This window comes from Escherichia sp. HH091_1A, assembly GCF_030295175.1.
Classification (GTDB): domain Bacteria; phylum Pseudomonadota; class Gammaproteobacteria; order Enterobacterales; family Enterobacteriaceae; genus Escherichia; species Escherichia coli_F.
The window spans coordinates 801064-819954 of sequence record NZ_AP025747.1; the positions used below are offsets into that span (position 1 = coordinate 801064).

Below are 18891 nucleotides of genomic sequence, written 5' to 3' on the forward strand. Positions count from 1 at the left end.
AGGTTTTCAACCTGTTGCGTAGATTTATGCAGCGGACTGCCTTTCTCCCAAAGTGATAAACCGGACAGTATCATGGACCGGTTTTCCCGGTAATCCGTATTTGCAAGGTTGGTTTCACGATGGAACATGAACTTCATTATATCGGTATCGACACCGCTAAAGAGAAACTGGATGTCGATGTGTTGCGTCCTGATGGTCGTCATCGCACCAAAAAATTCGCTAACACCACTAAAGGGCACGATGAGCTGGTGAGCTGGCTGAAGGGTCACAAGATTGACCATGCGCATATCTGCATCGAAGCGACCGGCACCTATATGGAACCTGTCGCAGAGTGCCTTTACGATGCAGGCTACATAGTGTCAGTCATTAATCCTGCGTTGGGTAAAGCTTTCGCTCAGAGTGAAGGACTGCGTAACAAGACTGATACCGTGGATGCGCGCATGCTGGCAGAGTTCTGTCGTCAGAAGCGCCCTGCAGCCTGGGAAGCGCCTCACCCGCTTGAACGCGCGTTGCGTGCCCTGGTAGTACGCCACCAGGCGCTGACAGATATGCACACGCAGGAACTGAACCGCACTGAAACGGCGCGGGAAGTCCAGAGACCGAGCATTGATGCTCACCTTCTGTGGCTTGAAGCAGAGCTGAAGCGTCTTGAGAAGCAGATAAAAGACCTGACAGACGATGATCCGGATATGAAACACCGCAGGAAACTGCTGGAAAGTATCCCGGGTATCGGAGAGAAAACATCTGCGGTATTACTGGCTTATATCGGTCTGAAGGACCGCTTCGCCCATGCCAGACAGTTCGCCGCTTTTGCGGGTCTGACACCACGGCGTTATGAATCAGGCAGTAGTGTGAGAGGGGCAAGCCGGTTGAGTAAAGCCGGACATGTGTCGCTTCGCAGGGCGTTGTATATGCCTGCAATGGTAGCCACCAGTAAGACTGAGTGGGGACGGGCGTTCCGCGACCGTCTGGCGGCTAATGGCAAGAAAGGAAAAGTGATTCTCGGCGCGATGATGCGCAAGCTGGCACAGGTGGCGTATGGAGTGCTGAAGTCAGGCGTACCGTTCGATGCGTCACGGCATAATCCGGTAGCTGCGTAAAAATCGCGGAAGGGATGAAAAAAACAGCGCCTGACGGCGCTGTGTCTGGCATGCCTGCAATCTGGGAAACCAGGGTAGAAAAAAACTTGCAGGCCATAACAGTATCTACAAAAGCTCAGTCCAGGTTGGATAAGACGCTTAAGCGTCGCATCCAACAATGACGCAGGACTGGCAGAAGCGGTGGAGATCTTCTCTGCCGCTTTTTTTTTCATCAATCATCCCCATAATCTCAGTGAGATTTTCGATTTTCACTAACTAACAGTTGTCAGCCTGTCCCGCTTATAAGATCATACGCCGTTATACGTTGTTTACGCTTTGAGGAATCCACGATGAGTGAGGCAGAAGCCCGCCCGACTAACTTTATCCGTCAGATCATCGATGAAGATCTGGCCAGTGGTAAGCACACCACAGTACACACCCGTTTCCCGCCGGAGCCGAATGGCTATCTGCATATTGGCCATGCGAAATCTATCTGCCTGAACTTCGGGATCGCCCAGGACTATAAAGGCCAGTGCAACCTGCGTTTCGACGACACTAACCCGGTAAAAGAAGATATCGAGTATGTCGATTCGATCAAAAACGACGTAGAGTGGTTAGGTTTTCACTGGTCTGGTAACGTCCGTTACTCCTCCGATTATTTTGATCAGCTCCACGCCTATGCGATCGAACTGATCAATAAAGGCCTGGCGTATGTTGATGAACTGACACCGGAACAGATCCGCGAATATCGTGGCACCCTGACTCAGCCGGGTAAAAACAGCCCGTACCGCGACCGTAGCGTTGAAGAGAACCTGGCGCTGTTCGAAAAAATGCGTACCGGTGGTTTTGAAGAAGGTAAAGCCTGCCTGCGCGCGAAAATCGACATGGCTTCGCCGTTTATCGTGATGCGCGATCCGGTGCTGTACCGCATTAAGTTTGCTGAACACCACCAGACCGGTAACAAGTGGTGCATCTACCCGATGTACGACTTCACCCACTGCATCAGCGATGCGCTGGAAGGTATTACACACTCTCTGTGTACGCTGGAGTTCCAGGATAACCGTCGTCTGTATGACTGGGTACTGGACAACATCACCATTCCTGTTCATCCGCGCCAGTACGAATTCTCGCGCCTGAATCTGGAATACACCGTGATGTCCAAGCGTAAGCTGAACCTGCTGGTGACCGACAAGCACGTTGAAGGCTGGGATGATCCGCGTATGCCGACTATTTCCGGTCTGCGTCGTCGTGGTTACACGGCGGCTTCTATTCGTGAGTTCTGCAAACGCATTGGCGTGACCAAGCAGGACAACACCATTGAGATGGCGTCGCTGGAATCCTGCATTCGTGAAGATCTCAACGAAAACGCCCCGCGCGCAATGGCGGTTATCGATCCGGTGAAACTGGTTATCGAAAACTACCAGGGCGAAGGCGAAATGGTTACCATGCCGAACCATCCAAACAAACCGGAAATGGGTAGCCGTCAGGTGCCGTTTAGCGGTGAGATTTGGATCGATCGCGCCGATTTCCGCGAAGAAGCTAACAAGCAGTACAAACGTCTGGTGCTGGGTAAAGAAGTGCGTCTGCGTAATGCTTACGTTATTAAGGCAGAACGCGTGGAGAAAGATGCCGAAGGCAATATCACCACCATCTTCTGTACTTATGACGCCGACACCTTAAGCAAAGATCCGGCAGATGGTCGTAAAGTGAAAGGCGTTATTCACTGGGTGAGCGCGGCACATGCGCTGCCGGTTGAAATCCGCCTGTACGATCGTCTGTTCAGCGTGCCGAACCCAGGTGCTGCGGATGATTTCCTGTCGGTGATTAACCCGGAATCGTTGGTGATCAAACAGGGCTTTGCTGAACCTTCGCTGAAAGATGCGGTAGCGGGTAAAGCATTCCAGTTTGAGCGTGAAGGTTATTTCTGCCTCGACAGCCGCCATTCTACGGCGGAAAAACCGGTATTTAACCGCACCGTTGGGCTGCGTGATACCTGGGCGAAAGTAGGCGAGTAATTTTAAGTTCTACCAGGCCGGGTGAGGCGTTTACGCCGCATCCGGCAAGAAACATAGAAACAGTTTCAAACGCTAAATTGCCTGATGCGCTACGCTTATCAGGCCTACATGATCTCTGCCATATATTGAATTTGCGTGCTTTTGTAGGCCGGATAAGGCGTTCACGCCGCATCCGGCAAGAAATAGCAAACAAACCCAAACGCCGCGCTCCGCGGCGTTTTTTTCTGCTTTTCTTCGCGAATTAATTCCGCTTCGCAATTTATCCATAAAACAAATTTAAAATCACAAACCATAATTAAATAAAATGTAACCGTTTTCATCTTGCTGGAAATTCACGCTTTTATTCTTCTGCAAGCCTTTCAACTGCAAACTTAAGCCTTGTAACAAAAATCATCAAAATATGTGCGGTTGCTCATGTTCTTACATTCTGGTTACAGAAAGAGATTGATAATTCGCGTCGCGAAAAATAGTCTGTTCCTGTAGTCAGCGAGACTTTTCTCAACGCTACTTTTTAATTTTTATTTTTTTTCGCTGTTCACCTTTGGTGCAGCAATTTATACGTCAAAGAGGATTAACCCATGCGTACGTTTAGTGGCAAACGTAGTACGCTGGCGCTGGCTATCGCCGGTGTTACAGCAATGTCGGGCTTTATGGCAATGCCGGAGGCTCGCGCCGAAGGATTCATCGACGATTCAACCTTAACCGGCGGTATCTATTACTGGCAGCGTGAACGCGACCGTAAAGACGTTACCGACGGCGACAAATACAAAACTAACCTTTCTCACTCCACCTGGAATGCCAACCTCGATTTTCAGTCTGGTTATGCTGCTGATATGTTCGGCCTTGATATTGCGGCGTTTACGGCGATTGAAATGGCGGAAAACGGCGACAGTTCTCACCCGAACGAAATCGCGTTTTCAAAAAGCAATAAAGCCTATGACGAAGACTGGTCCGGCGATAAAAGCGGTATAAGCCTGTATAAAGCAGCGGCCAAATTTAAATACGGTCCGGTGTGGGCGCGGGCAGGTTATATTCAGCCAACCGGTCAGACGCTGTTAGCGCCGCACTGGAGCTTTATGCCGGGTACTTATCAGGGGGCGGAAGCGGGGGCGAATTTTGATTACGGCGATGCTGGTGCGTTGAGTTTCTCCTACATGTGGACCAACGAATATAAAGCGCCGTGGCATCTGGAAATGGATGAGTTTTATCAGAACGATAAAACCACCAAAGTTGATTATCTACACTCCCTTGGGGCGAAGTACGACTTCAAAAATAACTTCGTACTGGAAGCGGCGTTTGGTCAGGCGGAAGGGTATATTGATCAATATTTTGCCAAAGCCAGCTACAAATTTGATATCGCCGGTAGCCCGTTAACCACCAGCTACCAGTTCTACGGTACGCGCGATAAAGTTGACGATCGTAGCGTCAACGACCTTTACGACGGCACTGCCTGGCTGCAAGCGTTGACCTTTGGTTACCGGGCGGCTGACGTAGTGGATTTGCGTCTGGAAGGCACCTGGGTTAAAGCCGACGGCCAGCAGGGATACTTCCTGCAACGTATGACTCCAACCTATGCTTCCTCGAACGGTCGCCTGGATATCTGGTGGGATAACCGTTCTGACTTCAACGCCAACGGCGAAAAAGCGGTCTTCTTCGGTGCGATGTATGACCTGAAAAACTGGAATCTTCCAGGCTTCGCCATCGGCGCTTCCTACGTTTACGCATGGGATGCTAAAACCGCTACCTGGCAGAGCAATCCGGATGCGTACTACGACAAGAACCGGACTATTGAAGAGTCTGCATACAGCCTGGATGCGGTCTACACCATTCAGGACGGTCGCGCCAAAGGCACGATGTTCAAACTGCACTTTACCGAATACGACAACCACTCCGACATCCCAAGCTGGGGCGGTGGTTACGGCAACATCTTCCAGGATGAGCGTGACGTGAAATTTATGGTAATCGCACCATTCACCATCTTCTGATGCCCGACGCGGCAGGTTTTGTGCCTGCCGCACGTTTGAGGAATTTGCAATGAAAAAACTGATTCTCATCGCCATGATGGCATCGGGGCTGGTGGCTTGTGCACAATCCACCGCGCCACAGGAAGACAGCCATCTGAAAGAAGCTTACAGCGCCTGTATCAACACCGCGCAAGGTTCGCCGGAAAAAATTGAAGCCTGTCAGAGCGTGTTAAACGTGCTGAAGAAAGAGAAACAACATCAGCAGTTTGCCGAGCAGGAAAGTGTACGCGTACTGGATTATCAGCAGTGTCTGCGTGCAACGCAAACCGGAAATGATCAGGCGGTGAAAGCCGATTGTGATAAAGTCTGGCAGGAAATTCGCAGTAATAACAAATAAGTGAGAGCTGTAACTCTCGCTTTTCTTATTTCCCTTGCATAAAAAAGCCAACCCGCAGGTTGGCTTTTCTCGTTCAGGCTGGCTTATTTGCCTTCGTGCGCGTGCTCATCTTCGCGGCAATCGCCTTCGGCACAGTGACCGTAAAGATAGAGACTGTGGTTAGTCAGGCGAATGCCATGTTTTGCGGCAATTTCATGCTGACGCGCTTCGATGGAATCATCACTAAATTCGATAACCTTGCCGCAGTCGAGGCAGATCAGGTGATCGTGGTGATGTTGCTGTGTCAGTTCAAATACGGATTTACCGCCTTCAAAATTGTGGCGGGTGACGATACCAGCGTCGTCGAACTGGTTCAGTACGCGATATACCGTAGCCAGACCAATTTCTTCACCCATATCGATCAGACGTTTGTATAAATCTTCCGCACTGACGTGATGGTTGTCCGGCTCCTGAAGAACTTCCAGGATTTTTAAACGAGGAAGCGTTACTTTCAGGCCAGCTTTCTTTAGGGCGGTATTGTTATCAGTCATGCGGAATCTGTCCTGTTACTAAGCGGTTCACTTCATTAGGAGAAGTGACAGAATTTGCTCTTGAGATAATGCGTATCATTATAGAATTGCCACGCCTAAATGAAAACCACAAGTCCCTGGCAAATATTGTTAATAAAAACGTGGCACAGCTTACATTTACAACGGCAAGGCCACTTGAACACCGGGACATTGTACAGGTACAACAGCAAAAGTTACAAATTTGTAGCAATTATTTTGATTGGCATTATCTATTAATACGGCGTAGACATGAGTCTACGCCGCATCACATCAGGCATTGAGAATTTCGTCGAGATGCAATTCTTCAGAAATCTGTTTAACCCATTTTTCTACACGTTCAGCGGTCAGTTCCGGCTGACGGTCTTCGTCGATAGCCAGACCGACAAAGTGGTCGTCATCTGCCAGACCTTTTGATGCTTCGAAATGGTAGCCCGCAGTTGGCCAGTGACCAACGATGGTTGCACCGCGCGGTTCAATGATGTCGCGGATGGTGCCCAATGCGTCACAGAAGTATTCAGCGTAATCTTCCTGGTCGCCACAACCAAACAGCGCAACCAGTTTGCCATTGAAATCAATCTCTTCGAGAGTCGGGAAGAAGTCATCCCAGTCACACTGCGCTTCGCCGTAATACCAGGTTGGGATGCCCAGCAGCAGAATGTCATATGCTTCCAGATCTTCTTTGCTGCTTTTTGCAATGTCATGGACATCGGCAACGTCTTTACCAAGCTGTTTTTGAATCATTTTTGCGATATTTTCGGTATTACCGGTGTCGCTGCCGAAAAAGATGCCAGTGATAGCCATGAGTGAAATAACCTCTTGAAACTTATTGAAATGGGGGTGGAAAATTGCCCACGGATAAAGGCAATCATAGCAGAACAGGCAGTCTTGCGGAATCAGCAAACGAGCAGGACTGCACACTGTGCTACATGAAAGTGGAAATTTAAACGATGCCCTGACTACGCAGCGCCGCCAGTTGCTGCATTAACATCTCTTCGATCAGTTCGCTACGGCTCATATTGCGCGATTCCGCCAGCTCGTTCAGCGCCTCGACAGCTTCCGCGTTTAGCTTCAGTTCGACACGCTTAAGGCCACGTACTTTGTCGCGTTTTAGCTGGTTGCGTTTATTAATACGCAGCTGTTCATCGCGCGAAAGCGGATTAGTTTTCGGTCGTCCCGGTCGACGCTCGTGCGCGAACAGATCTAATGTCGTACGGTCCGTTTGTTCTTTGGCCATGATCTTGGTGACTTCGGGGGAAACAATCAGCCAGGCGCCTGCCCGGATGGATAGCGCGCCATAATACATCAGCGCGATGAGTCACGCCAACGCCCACGCGCGGAAAGCGACGCGGACGCTGGGTTTTTAATCAGTTACGTTAATCATTGAGATAGCGACGGATAGCGCGTAATACCGCATCCGGTTTTTCAGCATGGACCCAGTGACCCGCGCCAGCAATCACATGCGCTCGTGCCTGTGGAAATTGTGTCAGTAAATCATCACGATACTGCTCGCTAACATACGGAGAATTGCCGCCTGGGATAAACAGGGCAGGGTGATCCCATGCCGGGATTTTCTCCCAACCCACAATATGCGGATACTGATCCCACAATACCGGCACGTTAAAGCGCCACTCCCCGTCAACAAAAGATTTCAACAGAAACTGAATCACCCCTTCTTCATTAAGATGCTGGCGCATTACTGCCGCTGCTTGCTGGCGAGTTTGCGCGTCGGATTCACTGACTGCGTTGATAGCCGCGAAAATTTCATCATGACGGCGTACGTGATAGTCGACCGGCGCGATATCAATCGCCACCAGTTTATCGATGCGATCGGGGGCCAGTGCAGTCAGTGCCATCACCGCTTTACCGCCCATTGAGTGTCCAATAAATGTTGCCTTATCGATCTGCTGTGCATCCAGAGTGTCAACAAGATCCTGGGCCATCGCCGGGTAACTCATCACCGGATCTCTCGGGGAAAGACCGTGGTTACGCATATCAACCTGGATGATATTGTGATCGTTTACCAGATCGCGAGCCAGTACGCCAAGGTTGTCGAGGCTGCCAAACAGACCATGGACAAGAACGATGGGAGAATTATTGTGCTGGTTTTGTGCAGTTTGCGCGCGGATATTCAATTTCATGGCAAAGTTCTTTTTTTCGCGTTGTCGGGTTAGGGTATTATGTTGACCATTGTGCCACAGGGCTGCAACAAATAAGGTTTAATCCGAGTTTTTCTGCAAGCCAGGCTTGACGCTATCCGCTGCCGGGATTTATTCATATACTCCTGGCGACTTGTATTCAGCTAAGACACTGCACTGGATTAAGATGAAAACGATTGAAGTTGATGATGAACTCTACAGCTATATTGCCAGCCACACTAAGCATATCGGCGAGAGCGCATCCGACATTTTACGGCGTATGTTGAAATTTTCCGCCGCATCACAGCCTGCTGCTCCGGTGACGAAAGAGGTTCGCGTTGCGTCACCTGCTATCGTCGAAGCGAAGCCGGTCAAAACGATTAAAGACAAGGTTCGCGCAATGCGTGAACTTTTGCTTTCAGACGAATACGCAGAGCAAAAGCGAGCGGTCAATCGCTTCATGCTGCTGTTGTCTACACTATATTCTCTTGACGCCCAGGCGTTTGCCGAGGCCACGGAATCGTTGCACGGTCGTACACGCGTTTACTTTGCGGCAGATGAACAAACGCTGCTGAAAAATGGTAATCAGACCAAGCCGAAACATGTGCCAGGCACGCCGTATTGGGTGATCACCAACACCAACACCGGCCGTAAATGCAGCATGATCGAACACATCATGCAGTCGATGCAATTCCCGGCGGAATTGATTGAGAAGGTTTGCGGAACTATCTAAAACGTTGCAGACAAAGGACAAAGCAATGGCAATCCACAATCGTGCAGGCCAACCTGCACAACAGAGTGATTTGATTAACGTCGCCCAACTGACGGCGCAATATTATGTACTGAAACCAGAAGCAGGGAATGCGGAGCACGCGGTGAAATTCGGTACTTCCGGTCACCGTGGCAGTGCAGCGCGCCACAGCTTTAACGAGCCGCACATTCTGGCGATCGCTCAGGCAATTGCTGAAGAACGTGCGAAAAACGGCATCACTGGCCCTTGCTATGTGGGTAAAGATACTCACGCCCTGTCCGAGCCTGCGTTCATTTCCGTACTGGAAGTGCTGGCAGCGAACGGCGTAGATGTTATTGTGCAGGAAAACAATGGCTTCACTCCGACGCCTGCCGTTTCCAATGCCATCCTGGTTCACAATAAAAAAGGTGGCCCGCTGGCAGACGGTATCGTGATTACACCGTCCCATAACCCGCCGGAAGATGGTGGTATCAAGTACAATCCGCCAAATGGTGGCCCGGCTGATACTAACGTCACCAAAGTGGTGGAAGACAGGGCCAACGCACTGCTGGCCGATGGCCTGAAAGGCGTGAAGCGTATCTCCCTTGACGAAGCGATGGCATCCGGTCATGTGAAAGAGCAGGATCTGGTGCAGCCGTTTGTGGAAGGTCTGGCCGATATCGTTGATATGGCGGCGATTCAGAAAGCGGGCCTGACGCTGGGCGTTGATCCGCTGGGCGGTTCCGGTATCGAATACTGGAAGCGTATTGGCGAGTATTACAACCTTAACCTGACCATCGTTAACGATCAGGTCGATCAAACCTTCCGCTTTATGCACCTCGATAAAGACGGCGCGATCCGTATGGACTGCTCCTCCGAGTGTGCGATGGCGGGTCTGCTGGCACTGCGTGATAAGTTCGATCTGGCGTTTGCTAACGACCCGGATTATGACCGTCACGGTATCGTCACTCCGGCAGGTTTGATGAATCCGAACCACTACCTGGCGGTGGCGATCAACTACCTGTTCCAGCATCGTCCGCAGTGGGGCAAAGATGTTGCTGTCGGTAAAACGCTGGTTTCTTCTGCGATGATCGACCGCGTGGTCAACGATTTGGGCCGTAAGCTGGTAGAAGTACCGGTAGGTTTCAAATGGTTTGTGGATGGTCTGTTTGACGGCAGCTTTGGCTTCGGCGGCGAAGAAAGCGCGGGGGCTTCCTTCCTGCGTTTCGATGGCACGCCGTGGTCTACTGATAAAGACGGCATCATCATGTGTCTGCTGGCGGCGGAAATCACTGCTGTTACCGGTAAGAACCCGCAGGAACACTACAACGAACTGGCAAAACGCTTTGGTGCGCCGAGCTACAACCGTTTGCAGGCAGCTGCGACTTCCGCACAAAAAGCGGCGCTGTCTAAGCTGTCTCCGGAAATGGTGAGCGCCAGCACCCTGGCAGGCGACCCGATCACCGCGCGCCTGACGGCGGCACCGGGCAACGGTGCTTCTATTGGCGGTCTGAAAGTGATGACTGACAACGGTTGGTTCGCCGCGCGTCCGTCAGGCACAGAAGACGCATACAAAATCTACTGCGAAAGCTTCCTTGGTGAAGAACATCGCAAGCAGATTGAGAAAGAAGCGGTTGAGATTGTTAGCGAAGTTCTGAAAAACGCGTAAACACATTAAATAAGAAAAAGGGCGATCGGAAGATCGCCCTTTTTACTTATGATAGCCTGATACGCTACGTTCATCAGGCCTACGAGGATGGTGCAATATATTGAATTTGCACTATTTTGTAGGACGGATAAGGCGTTCACGCCGCATCCGGCATGAACAACGAGCACTTTGTTAATAATCTGAAAGGGCGATCATTCAATCGCCCTTTTTTATTTCGCTTTTTTAACCGTGTTTGTTTTTCAGTTCAAAGCGTGGTGATACCAGACCATACAGTGTCCAACCAAGGAAAGTCACGATGGAACCGTACAGCATGGCTTCTTCCCCGGATGAGTACAGCGCATAGAAACTGTACATCGCACCAACAAAGGCAACAAAGTTTGCTACTTTCGCTTTTGATGGTGGCACATTGGCGACCTTCTGAATAATGACTAATGCCGCCATCGACAGAATATATGGGATGATATTGGTCACCACGGCCAGGTTAACCAGCACGTTGAACTGGCTGTTCAGTGACGGGCTAATGGTCATCAGTGCCAATCCACTCTGAATAATCACAATGGTCAACATCCCCTGAACCGGTGCATCCACTTTGGTTACACGGGAGAAAATTTTAGGGAAGTAGCCTTCATCAGATGAAGATTTAAACACCTGGGCAATGGTGAACTGCCAGCCAAGTAGCGAACCGCAGCAGGACATCACCATCAGCGCCATAATGACTTTACCCACTTCCGGTGTGAACATTTGCGCGAAGGCCAGACCAAATGGTGCCGTTGAATTTGCCAGCTCCATATTGGGCACAATCCCGGCAATCACGTTGGTGGAGACGATATAAATCACCGCCGCACCTAACGTACCGCCGAGTACCGCGATTGGCACATTACGTTCCGGGTTTTCCACTACATCAGTATTCGCACACGCAGACTCCAGACCAAGAAAAGCCCACAGCGTCATGGCGATGGAAGAACCTACCGCACTGAAGAACGGTGCATGATGCGGATTCCAGGAATCAACGTAAAGTGTCGGGCTAAACCAGAACCAGCCGATAACGCACAGGCCTACCACCGGAATAATGACCCCCCACACGGTAATGCTACTGATTTGCCCGGTAATGCGCGCACCACCAAAGTTAGCCACGGTACAAATCCACAGCACTCCGATGGTTGCCAGACCAATCTGCACTGGTGACAAACTCGCGCCGAGCAGTTCGGTGCCGTAACCAACTGCCGAAATAGCAATCGCCACGTTAGCAATCAGCAGCGAGACGCCGTAGGTATAGTTCGCCATAAAGTTACCGGATTTACCGAAAGCATACTCGGCATAACCGCCCATACCGCCTGATTTACGGCTGAACATACCGCATTTTGCGAATGCCCATGCCAGCGCCATTGAGCCTACGGCTGTCACCAACCAGGAGATTATTGAGATTGTCCCAACTTCGGCAAGCTTTGTCGGCAGCATGATGATGCCGGAGCCCATCATGTTGACCATCGTCAGTATGGTTAACTGAACGACGCCCATTTTGTTCGATTTAGCCTGACTCATAATTTTTCCCCTTTCAACAGGGTGCTTTGCGCATCACGAGGCTTGATGACATAGCACCAAACTTGCTTACGACCATCATGTTCTTCGATATAGACACCCTGCAGCTCCGGTGCAAAACCTGGCAGCAGGTTGATCCCTTCTTCCAGAGTGCTGAAGTAACGCAGAACAGCACCACCCCAGATTTCACCCGGAACAACACACAGCACACCCGGAGGATAAGGAAGCGCACCTTCGGCTGCGATACGGCCTTCTGCATCCGGCAGACGAACCAGTTCCACTTCACCGCGTAAGTAGGCATAGTTGGCTTCCTGTGGATTCATGCTGACGCGTGGGAAGTGTTCCTTACGGAACATCTCTTTTTGCAGTTGTTTCACGTTGTGACGGGCATACAAATCATGCATTTCCTGGCACAACTGACGCAGGGTATAACCGGCGTAGCGCTCTTCATGCTGTTTGTAGATGGAAGGCAATACTTCCGCCAGAGGCGCATCAGCTTCCAGTAGTTTTTCGAAGCGTACCAGCAGGGCAACAAGTTGCTGCAGTTTGGCCATATCTTCTGCCGGAGTCAGCAGGAAGAGGATGGAGTTAAGATCGCATTTTTCCGGCACTACGCCATTTTCGCGCAGGAAGTTAGCAAGAATCGTCGCGGGTACACCGAATGCTTCATATTCGCCGTTACGTGCATCAATGCCAGGAGTTGTCAGCAACAGTTTGCACGGATCGACAAAGTATTGATTCTCTGCGTAACCTTCAAAAGAATGCCAGTGCTCACCGGGTACAAATTTAAAGAAGCGCAGATCAACCGCAATTTGCGCTGTTTCATACGATTGCCAGGGTTTACCATCCACCAGTTCAGGAACGAACGGACGAATGTGCTGACAGTTATCGAGGATCAATTTGCGGGCATTAATACCGTTAACCACACAATCCATCCACATATTACGACCGCTGACACCTTCATGCATTTTGGCGTTAATATCCAGTGCGGCAAACAGCGGATAGAACGGGCTGGTGGAGGCGTGCATCATAAAGGCGTTGTTCATGCGTTTGTGCGGGACATAACGCTGTTGCCCTTTGATATGGCTGTCTTTTTTATGAATTTGTGAAGTCTGGGAAAAACCAGCCTGCTGCTTATGTACAGATTGCGTAACCAGAATACCCGGATCGTTCTCATTAAGCTCCAGTAGCAGCGGCGAACAGTCCGCCATCATCGGAATAAACTGTTCATAGCCGACCCATGCTGAGTCAAACAGGATGTAGTCACACAGATGACCGATTTTATCCACCACCTGGCGGGCGTTATAAATAGTACCGTCGTAGGTGCCTAACTGAATCACAGCGAGGCGGAACGGACGCGCCTCTTTTGCCCGTTGCGGTGCAACTTCTTTAATCAGTTCACGCAGATAACTTTCTTCGAAGCAGTGCGCATCAATACCACCGATAAAACCATACGGGTTACGTGCTGTTTCCAGATAAACCGGTGTTGCACCAGCCTGTAGCAAGGCCCCGTGGTGGTTAGACTTATGGTTATTGCGGTCAAACAGCACCAGATCACCCGGTGTTAGCAGGGCGTTTAAAACCACTTTGTTGGAAGAGGAGGTGCCGTTTAAAACAAAGTACGTTTTATCGGCATTAAACACTTTAGCTGCATGTTGCTGTGCAATGCATGGCGCACCTTCATGAATCAGTAGATCGCCCATTGCTACGTCGGCATTACACAAGTCGGAGCGGAAGAGCATTTCGCCAAAATATTCCACGAACTGATTGCCTGCCGGATGGCGACGGAAAAACTCACCCCTCTGATGACCCGGGCAGTCAAAAGCGCTATTGCCCTGATTGACATAATCGACCAGTGCGCGGAAGAAGGGCGGGCGCAGCTGCGTTTCATAATGGCTGGCGGCGGTTTCTAACTGACGTCCGTAAAATTCTTTCCGTGATTCGCAATGCTCGAAGACACCAGTAATACGTGGCAGATATTCTGCTGGTACACGTTCTTCATTTTCCGTTGCAATAAAAATAGGAATGCCATAGCCAGTAGCGTCTATTTCATCGAGTTTTCCACGTTCAACATCATTGACCGACAAAATAATGGCGGCAACGTCAATATAATTACTTTCGTCAATATTCACGCATGCACGATGAGTGGAAAAACAATCCGGGCAAGAACGACTAACGGCAATTTTTAATTCTGACATTTTGTTCATCTCTTTATTTCAGGTAATAGCAGGTCCTCAATTTCTCAAAGGAGAAATCGATCACGCCGGAAAAAAAGCAAAACTCCACCGCTGATAAATAAATCAGTAGTTTGCTTTTTGCAGATGCAATAACCCAGACCAGCCCGGTAACTGGCTATACTCGTCATACTTCAAGTTGCTAGTGCTGCGACTTGAATTATTTAGAGTTTAAAAGGGTTAGCAGTATATGAGCACCGAGGGATACAGGTATTAACCTGTAATGCTTAAAGTCAGGGAGACCTGTACGCTGGGGTGCCCTTTAGTCAGAAGACTAACGGGCATTAAAGAAATGAAAGTCAAAACTATTACGATGGGCAAACTTCATGATATGGGTTGTCCGCCTTATATGAGGCATTAAGCGGTTATTATTTTCCATTTACCTTTACCTTTTGCTGTGTCAGTTGAAGGTAGAGTTATTCTATCCATGAAAAGGCTATAAACTGTGAAGAAGATCAACAAAAAACGATCACGCCCAAAATAATAAATCGTTAATTAAGAGTGGCGCCATATTAGATGCTGTTTTGTTGTTTAAATGTTGTAATTTCGTAGGTTATATTTTCATTAAGAAATTAAACCTGCCAAATAATAATTTTCGGGGCAGGTTTAATAATGAATTAATAATTAGTTAAGCGTATTTATTGAATAATAATTCATGGCATAAACCGATACCCAATACCGGTTTCAGTAATAAAATGGCGAGGGCGGGCGGGATCTTGCTCCAGTTTTTGTCGCAGATGTCCCATATAAATACGCAAATAGTGGCTGTGTTCGACCGCGTTTGGTCCCCACACCTGGTTGAGAAGCTGGCGCTGGGTGAGCACTTTTCCGGCATTGTTGAGCAGCACCGCCAGCAGGCGGAATTCAATCGGGGTGAGATGCACCTCTTCCTCACCGCGGTGAATCACGCGGGCGGCTAAATCGACGGTAACATCAGAAAATTTCACCAGCGGCTCGGGCGCGGTGGTGGCGGAGTGGCGACGTAAAGCAACGCGCAGACGGGCCTGTAATTCGCCAATACCAAATGGCTTACTCAGGTAATCATCCGCTCCGGCATCCAGCGCGGCGATTTTGTCGCTCTCTTCGCTGCGGGCGGAAAGCACAATTACTGGCACCGAGCTCCACTGGCGCAGGTCGCGGATAAACTCAATCCCATCACCGTCTGGCAGGCCGAGATCGAGAATAATCAAATCTGGCTTACGAGTCGCCGCTTCCAGCAGCCCCCGTTGCAGCGTTTCGGCTTCAAAAACGCGCATCCCATCGCCCTCCAGCGCTGTGCGCAGAAAGCGACGAATAGCCTGTTCATCTTCAACAATCAGAACGTTTGTCACATATCCTCATGAAATTCTTCAAGTTCAGGGGCTGTTTGCTGGGGAAGTGTAACACGAAAACAGGCACCACCTTGCGGTCGGTTGAACGCGGTAATGGTGCCGCCGTGTACATCCACAATCGCCCGACAAATTGCCAGCCCAAGCCCGACGCCCGGCACTGCCGACTCTTTATTTCCACGAGCAAACTTATCGAATATCGTCTGCTCCAGGCCTTGTGGAAGACCGGGGCCGTTATCCCAGACATCCAGTTGTAGATTTTCGCCCTCAACGTGGGCATCGATACCAATTTCGGCCTGCGCACCCGCGTATTTCACCGCGTTCTCCAGCAGATTAATCAGCACCCGTTCAAAGAGTGGCCCATCAACGTGGATTAAGGTCAGCGGTTCTGGCAAAGACAGGTTGATGGGCGATGATAATCCCGGTTCCAGCATTTGTAGCGCGCTACCGACCACTTCTTCCAGCGTTAACCACTCTTTCTTCAAATTAAAGCCGCCGGACTGAATTCGCGCCATATCCAGTAGATTATTCACCAGTCGGGTCGTGTTCAGCACATGCTGACGAATCTCGCTGGCCTGGCGGGCGTGAGGCGATCCTTCGCTTGCCAGATCGAGCGTTAAGATTTCTGCCTGACCGAACAGCACCGTAAGCGGCGTGCGTAAATCATGCGAAAGCGCCGCCAGCAGGGCGTTGCGGATCTGTTCTCGTTCGCTTGCCATCCGCGCCTGTTCTTCGCTGGCGGTCAGCGCCAGGCGTTCCAGGGCATTGGCAACTAACAGCGTGAACGTCTCCAGCAGGCGTTGCTGTTCCGGGATCATCAACTGGCGCAGATTCCCCGGTTCCACCATCACCAGTCCGTAGGTTTTCTCGCCGCTTTTTAACGGCAAAATCTGGTATGGCACACCGGGTAACGTATCGGTGCCCGCGCCCGCAGGCAGGCCTTTATCAAAACTCCACTGCGCGATGGCATCTTCCCACGGCGTCATTCCTTGCGGATGTGTCAACGGCTGCAATTTACCGTTGTCATCGGGCAACAACACCTGGCTGCGGGCATGAAACGTGGAAGCAATAAATTGTTCGCTGGTGGCGGCGATGTCCTGCGGACTGCGGCCCACAGCCAGAGCTTTCGACATTTCATATAAGTGCCGTGTGCGTTGTTCGCGGTAACGGGCTACCCGCGCCTGATAACGCACGCCAGCAGTAAGGTTCCCGATCACCAGCCCGACGGTTAACATCACCGCGAAGGTCAGCAGATATTGCACATCAGAGACGGCGAGCGTGCCGCGTGGGGCGATAAAAAAGAGATCGAAACTCACCACATTAATGACGGTAGCAAGCACCGAAGGCCAGCGTCCATAAAATAGCGCCACCACCACCACGCCAAGCAGATACAGCATCACCAGGTTGGCGGCATCAAACGCCATCAGCCACTGCATGGCAATTAAGGTGATAACGGCACATAACGCGGCGGCAACCACGCACCCCTGAATCTGTACCCGCCACTTGTCTTTAAAAGAGCGGCTATCCGGCGCGTTATTAAGCGGGCGGGCGGGTGGTTCATCAAGCGCGACCAGCACCTGATCGAGATCGGGGGCGATGCGCGCCAGTCGGTCAGCAAACGTTTCCCGATGCCACCAGCGGCGCGAGGCCGGGCGACCGAGAATAATCTTGCCGAGATTATGTTCACGGGCATAACGCACTACGGCTTTCTCTTTCGTCGGATCAGAAAGTGTTGCCGTCTCCGCGCCCAGCTCCTGCGCCAGACGTAAGGCGCTGAGAATTGCCCGACGTTTTTTCTCCGGTAAGCGATTCAGGGCAGGGGTTTCAACATACACCGCGTGCCAGACGCTCCCAAGGCGCGATGCCAGCCGCGCCGCCGCGCGGACCAGTTTCTCACTGCCGGTGTTATGCCCAATACATAAAAGAATCGCGTCGCGCGTGTGCCAGACTTTCTCTTCGCCAGGATGCCCCCGCCAGGCGCGCATTTGTTCATCTACGCGATCGGCAGTACGGCGCAGTGCCAGTTCTCGCAGAGCGATCAGATTGCCTTTGCGGAAAAAATGTTCAATGGCGCGCTCCGCCTGCCCGGCAATATAGACTTTGCCTTCTTTCAGCCGTTGACGCAGATCGTCCGGGGGCAAGTCCACCAGCACTACGTCGTCGGCAGCATCAAAAAAGGGATCGGGCACGGTTTCCCGCACCTGAATTCCGGTGACGCCACTGACCACATCATTCAGGCTTTCCAGATGCTGAACGTTGACGGTCGTGAAAACATCAATGCCCGCTTCCAGCAGCTCTTCGATGTCCTGCCAGCGTTTAGGATGACGAGAACCTGGCGCATTACTGTGCGCCAGTTCGTCCATTAAGATCAGCGCCGGACGGCGGGCGAGGGCGGCATCGAGATCAAACTCGCTGATATGCCGCCCACGGTACGCCTGGCGTTTTAGCGGCAGAACAGCCAGCCCTTCCAGCATTGCGGCGGTATCTTTCCGTCCGTGAGTTTCAACCACGCCAACCACAATATCCAGCCCTTGCGCCCGCAGTCGCTGGGCTTCTGCCAGCATCGCCCAGGTCTTCCCGACGCCTGCACAGGCACCGAAAAAAACTTTCAGCTTCCCCCGATGCGGCGCGGCAGTTTGTTCCAGCAGACGATCGGGGTCGGGACGTAAGGGTTCGTTATTCATCAAGCTTATCCAGCGCCAGATTGAGTTCGACAATATTGACGACCGGCTGGCCGATATATTTCACCAGCGGTTGTTGGCTGTATTTTGCGACCAGTTGCGTGAGCTGTTCAACGCTGAGATTACGCGCTTTCGCCACGCGTGGGATCTGCCAGACCGCCGCTTGCGGGGTAATGTTATTGTCCAGCCCGCTTGCTGACGCCGTCACCAGTTCAACCGGAACGCTCGTGCTGGCGTCCGGGTTAGCGGCCCGTAATGCGGCAACGCGTGCAGCGATTTGTTTATCCAGCTCCGGGTTACTAACCGCCAGATTGCTCCCGCCAGAAGCCTGTGGATTATAGGGCATTTCTGCCGTTGCCGACGGGCGACCATGAAAATAGCCGTTGCCGGTAAAATTCTGCCCGATTAATGCCGAGCCGCGCACCGTATCACCTTCGCGAATCAACGAACCATTGGCCTGCCAGGGAAACCACCATTGCCCCAGCGCGGTGGTCAGCAGCGGGTAAACACCGCCAGTAATCAGTAACAAAAAGAGAAATGTTGATAATGCCGGACGTAATCCACGCATGGTA

At 51.2% G+C, this 18891-nt stretch carries 18 protein-coding genes; 6 read left to right on the top strand and 12 right to left on the bottom strand.

The genetic code is table 11. From position 1 onward, the window contains the following. Nucleotides 1-119: 119 nt before the first annotated feature. The 4 genes from QUF14_RS03680 to QUF14_RS03695 all read left to right on the top strand — a co-directional run bounded on the left by QUF14_RS03680 (nucleotide 120) and on the right by QUF14_RS03695 (nucleotide 5455). Nucleotides 120-1100 (top strand): IS110-like element IS621 family transposase, encoded by a 981-nt coding sequence (locus tag QUF14_RS03680; protein WP_000399629.1) that lies wholly within the window; start codon nucleotides 120-122, stop codon nucleotides 1098-1100. A gap of 329 nt (nucleotides 1101-1429) precedes the next feature. Next, nucleotides 1430-3094 (top strand): glutamine--tRNA ligase, encoded by a 1665-nt coding sequence (gene glnS, locus QUF14_RS03685; RefSeq protein ID WP_001287134.1) that lies wholly within the window; start codon nucleotides 1430-1432, stop codon nucleotides 3092-3094. Nucleotides 3095-3672: 578 nt separating this feature from the next. Continuing rightward, nucleotides 3673-5079 carry a chitoporin ChiP gene (gene chiP, locus QUF14_RS03690; RefSeq protein WP_001258841.1) on the top strand — a complete coding sequence of 469 codons (1407 nt, stop codon included), beginning with the start codon at nucleotides 3673-3675 and terminating at the stop codon, nucleotides 5077-5079. Between the two features lie 49 nt (nucleotides 5080-5128). Continuing rightward, nucleotides 5129-5455, top strand: coding sequence for a ChiQ/YbfN family lipoprotein (locus QUF14_RS03695; RefSeq protein WP_000733585.1), 327 nt, complete (start codon nucleotides 5129-5131; stop codon nucleotides 5453-5455). A gap of 83 nt (nucleotides 5456-5538) precedes the next feature. Here the strand turns inward: QUF14_RS03695 and fur are convergent, their stop codons facing one another. The 5 genes from fur to ybfF form a co-directional block, all read right to left on the bottom strand. Next, entirely contained in the window at nucleotides 5539-5985 is a 447-nt protein-coding gene (gene fur / locus QUF14_RS03700; RefSeq protein ID WP_100733679.1) for a ferric iron uptake transcriptional regulator, read from the bottom strand. Continuing rightward, on the bottom strand, nucleotides 5978-6064 hold the full coding sequence (gene uof, locus QUF14_RS03705; RefSeq protein ID WP_001695552.1) for a fur leader peptide: 87 nt from the start codon (nucleotides 6062-6064) through the stop codon (nucleotides 5978-5980). The genes fur and uof overlap by 8 nt, the downstream gene beginning before the upstream one ends. A 209-nt stretch (nucleotides 6065-6273) precedes the next feature. Next, nucleotides 6274-6804: a flavodoxin FldA gene (gene fldA, locus QUF14_RS03710; RefSeq protein WP_001018618.1), complete on the bottom strand. Its 531-nt coding sequence runs from the start codon at nucleotides 6802-6804 to the stop codon at nucleotides 6274-6276. A gap of 139 nt (nucleotides 6805-6943) precedes the next feature. Continuing rightward, a complete protein-coding gene (gene ybfE / locus QUF14_RS03715) occupies nucleotides 6944-7237 on the bottom strand; it encodes a LexA regulated protein (RefSeq protein WP_001300829.1) in 294 nt (97 codons plus the stop codon). Between the two features lie 139 nt (nucleotides 7238-7376). Then, nucleotides 7377-8141 carry an esterase gene (gene ybfF, locus QUF14_RS03720; RefSeq protein ID WP_000773298.1) on the bottom strand — a complete coding sequence of 255 codons (765 nt, stop codon included), beginning with the start codon at nucleotides 8139-8141 and terminating at the stop codon, nucleotides 7377-7379. 184 nt (nucleotides 8142-8325) lie between these two features. On the opposite strand from ybfF, the gene seqA reads away from it, so the two are divergent. Next, on the top strand, nucleotides 8326-8871 hold the full coding sequence (gene seqA / locus QUF14_RS03725; protein ID WP_000848387.1) for a replication initiation negative regulator SeqA: 546 nt from the start codon (nucleotides 8326-8328) through the stop codon (nucleotides 8869-8871). 25 nt (nucleotides 8872-8896) lie between these two features. Then, complete coding sequence (pgm, locus tag QUF14_RS03730) at nucleotides 8897-10537, top strand: phosphoglucomutase (alpha-D-glucose-1,6-bisphosphate-dependent) (RefSeq protein WP_001297249.1); 1641 nt, start codon at nucleotides 8897-8899, stop codon at nucleotides 10535-10537. A gap of 222 nt (nucleotides 10538-10759) precedes the next feature. Here pgm and potE read toward each other — a convergent pair whose 3' ends face one another. The 7 genes from potE to kdpC form a co-directional block, all read right to left on the bottom strand. After that, nucleotides 10760-12079 carry a putrescine-ornithine antiporter gene (gene potE / locus QUF14_RS03735; protein WP_000075850.1) on the bottom strand — a complete coding sequence of 440 codons (1320 nt, stop codon included), beginning with the start codon at nucleotides 12077-12079 and terminating at the stop codon, nucleotides 10760-10762. After that, a complete protein-coding gene (gene speF, locus QUF14_RS03740) occupies nucleotides 12076-14274 on the bottom strand; it encodes an ornithine decarboxylase SpeF (RefSeq protein ID WP_286333354.1) in 2199 nt (732 codons plus the stop codon). The genes potE and speF overlap by 4 nt, the downstream gene beginning before the upstream one ends. A gap of 310 nt (nucleotides 14275-14584) precedes the next feature. Continuing rightward, on the bottom strand, nucleotides 14585-14689 hold the full coding sequence (gene speFL / locus QUF14_RS03745) for a leader peptide SpeFL (RefSeq protein WP_001312672.1): 105 nt from the start codon (nucleotides 14687-14689) through the stop codon (nucleotides 14585-14587). Then, the gene (locus tag QUF14_RS28875) at nucleotides 14668-14799 is read right to left on the bottom strand and encodes a TonB-dependent receptor (RefSeq protein ID WP_071533241.1); all 132 of its coding nucleotides are present in this window, start codon (nucleotides 14797-14799) and stop codon (nucleotides 14668-14670) included. Before QUF14_RS28875 ends, speFL begins: the two co-directional genes overlap by 22 nt. Before the next feature lie 164 nt (nucleotides 14800-14963). After that, a complete protein-coding gene (gene kdpE, locus QUF14_RS03750; protein WP_000186090.1) occupies nucleotides 14964-15641 on the bottom strand; it encodes a two-component system response regulator KdpE in 678 nt (225 codons plus the stop codon). Next, complete coding sequence (gene kdpD, locus QUF14_RS03755) at nucleotides 15638-18322, bottom strand: two-component system sensor histidine kinase KdpD (RefSeq protein ID WP_024211920.1); 2685 nt, start codon at nucleotides 18320-18322, stop codon at nucleotides 15638-15640. Before kdpD ends, kdpE begins: the two co-directional genes overlap by 4 nt. Next, nucleotides 18315-18887, bottom strand: a complete 573-nt coding sequence (gene kdpC, locus QUF14_RS03760) for a K(+)-transporting ATPase subunit C (protein ID WP_001354849.1) — start codon at nucleotides 18885-18887, stop codon at nucleotides 18315-18317. The genes kdpD and kdpC overlap by 8 nt, the downstream gene beginning before the upstream one ends. Nucleotides 18888-18891: the final 4 nt, after the last annotated feature.